Source organism: Xanthovirga aplysinae, from assembly GCF_009711365.1.
Taxonomy (GTDB): Bacteria; Bacteroidota; Bacteroidia; order Cytophagales; family Cyclobacteriaceae; genus Xanthovirga; species Xanthovirga aplysinae.
In genome coordinates, this window is record NZ_SMMB01000620.1 from 1 (window position 1) to 2,811 (window position 2,811).

4 protein-coding genes are annotated in these 2,811 nt (G+C 35.4%); all 4 read left to right on the forward strand.

What is annotated here, in order from left to right; translation table 11 throughout:
• A partial coding sequence (locus E1171_RS24170; protein WP_222931369.1) for a hypothetical protein occupies window positions 1-211 on the forward strand: 211 nt, incomplete at its 5' end.
• Window positions 212-305: 94 nt separating this feature from the next.
• Window positions 306-1,889 carry an acylase gene (locus E1171_RS03350; RefSeq protein WP_222931370.1) on the forward strand — a complete coding sequence of 528 codons (1,584 nt, stop codon included), beginning with the start codon at window positions 306-308 and terminating at the stop codon, window positions 1,887-1,889.
• The gene (locus tag E1171_RS24595) at window positions 1,837-2,415 is read left to right on the forward strand and encodes a penicillin acylase family protein (RefSeq protein ID WP_222931371.1); all 579 of its coding nucleotides are present in this window, start codon (window positions 1,837-1,839) and stop codon (window positions 2,413-2,415) included. Before E1171_RS03350 ends, E1171_RS24595 begins: the two co-directional genes overlap by 53 nt.
• Window positions 2,416-2,590: 175 nt before the next feature.
• Window positions 2,591-2,811 (forward strand): hypothetical protein (locus E1171_RS03355; protein WP_155204067.1); only part of this gene is annotated, 221 nt, incomplete at its 3' end.

Sequence of the window (2,811 nt, forward strand, 5' to 3'; positions counted from 1 at the left end):
AACATATTATATTTATAATCTAAAATACCTATATGTATTTATATTAATTATTGATTATTGGGGTTGTAAAAAGTATATTGGTCAATTTGGAAATATGAAAAATAAAACTAATCTTGGGGTTCGCACTTTGGTATCCCGATTTGTTTTTCTGTTAAATAAATTAAAAAACTCTGATTTGTTTAAGACTTGTATGGGGAATGCCAAAAGGTGAAAAGTAAAAGATATAGATAGTATCAACTAAATTTGATTCATAGGTTGCTAACCTTTTTTTCAAATAAACTTCAAAGAGACTTAAGATATTAAATATGAAAAATCGACTTTTTTTTGCACTCATTTTTTTGTCGGTAATGAGTATTTCTTGCTCACAAACGGAAAATAAAGAAACACAAATTGCTTGGGATACTTGGGGAGTTCCACACATTACAGCAGATAAAATTGAAGATTTATTTTATGCGCAAGGGTGGGCACAAATGCACAATCATGCTAATTTAATCCTCAAACTTTATGGAAGTTCCAGAGGAAAAGGTGCTGAATATTGGGGAAAGAGTGAATTGGAAAATGATATGCTCGTGCATACTTTAGGTCTTGAAGAACTTGCTGAAGAATGGGAAGTTAAACAAGATCCCGAAATAAAAACAATTTATAAGTCCTTCGTTGATGGCTTAAATGCCTATGCAACAGCTCATCCGGAAGCAATAGAGGAAAAAAATAAAGTAGTTCTGCCATTAACCACAAAAGACTTGAACATGCATACCATGTATGTGATCTTTACCCGCTTTATTGCAGGGAACGATTTGGGTCGTGTGCAGCAATGGCCAGATTTGGGGAGTAATACTTATGCTATTGCTCCAAAACGATCAACTTCTGGACATGCAATGTTGGTACAGAATCCGCATTTACCTTGGTGGCAAGAATTTCTCTTTTTTGAGTCGCACCTAAAACTGGGTGGAAAAAATATGTATGGAAGTACTTTAGTAGGTTTTCCAGGAATTGCCATTGGTTTTAATGAACATTTAGGATGGAGTCATACAAATAACCCTATTGACAATGCTGACACTTATGAATTAGAGTTAAAAGATGGCGGTTACTTGCTTGATGGAAAAGTAAAGGAATTTGAACGCTCGAAGAAATTAATAAAAATAAAGCAAGAGGATGGCTCAATATTAGAACAAGAAATACCATTGCTTCAAACCATTCATGGTCCTGTTATCAATCAAAAAGTAGATAAAGTTTTGGCTTTACGCATGGTGGGATTGGACAGGCCAAATATGTTATTACAATGGTGGAGGATGATTAATAGTTCTAGTTTTGAAGAGTTTGAATCTTCTTTAAAAATGGCTCAAATCCCATTCTGGAATGTCATGTATGCAGATAAAGCAGGTGAAATTTTCTACCTATTTAATGGTTTAGTACCAAAGCGATCTGAAGATTCTTGGGATTATTGGGACCGCATAATCCCATTTGGAAAATCTGCTGATGTATGGACAGAAGTACATGATTATGCCGATTTACCTAAAGTGAAGAATCCTGCAAATGGTTGGCTTCAAAATGCCAATGATCCACCATGGACAAGTACAATTCCATTGGCCTTGGACCCTAATGACTATCCAGGATATATGGCTCCTCAAAACATGCCATTTAGGCCTCAACGTTCAGCAAGGATGCTTATAGAGGACGAATCAATAAGTTTTGATGAATTAGTGGATTACAAACTATCAACCCGCTTAGAGTTTGCGGATAGAATTTTAGATGATTTGTTTGTCGCAATCGATGCCTCAGATTCCGAAAAAGCAAGGGAGGCTAAAAAAGTATTAGAAGATTGGGACCGTGAAGCTGATGCAGACAGTAAAGGCACACTCTTATTTTTCAGCTTGGGCAAAAAAGTTTAATGTCTGGGATAATTCTAATTACACTGAACAATGGAGTATTGATAAACCAAATACAACGCCAGATGGGATTGCAGATCCTGACCGAGCAGTTCAACTATTGGAACAAGCAGCCACAGAGGTTAAATCCAATTTTGGTAGTTTAGATGTTGCTTGGGGAGATTATTATAGGATAAACTATAACGGGAAAAATCTTCCGGCAAATGGCATAGATGGATCTATGGGGGTTTTTCGCGTGGCTTGGCCAGGGAGAGCTGATCAAAAAAACATGTATGTCGGTGGAGGAGATTCTTGGGTTGGTGTAATTGAATTTGGTGATGAAGTGAACGCAAAGGTTTTATTAAGTTATGGTAATGCATCTCAAAAAGATTCACCTCATAATGGTGATCAGTTAGAATTATTTTCCAAAAAAGAATTACGTGATGCTTGGTTCACAGAAGCTGAAGTGGAAACAAATACTGTAAAAATTGAGGTGATTACAAAAAGTGGGCTTATTGAAGAGAAGCAAGCAAGGGCTAACAAAAAATAAAGGGTATTAAAAGGTTCGTTTAGTTAAACCATTGGGCATTACTGGTAGCTAATTTTTTGAACCATAAATAAATTAAAAACCTGTAGAGAACAATTTGTCAAGTGCATAGCTAGCCTTAGGAATAGCATTGATACCATACCCTAAACGTTAGGAAAAATTTGGACAAAACAGTATAATGAAATTAAAATTAGCCAATCTATTAATAATTCTTTTTGGGATTTCCTCATGTAATCAGAAAGGGGAAACTATCGATGAAATAGACGGAGAATGGAATTCAATTGGTTATGGACAACAAATGATAATTGAGGATGACACTGCTACCATTTTTGACACTTACAATGGCGGTTGTGTTTTAAGAATGAAATTACCAAAGACTTTTATTGATAATTATTATGA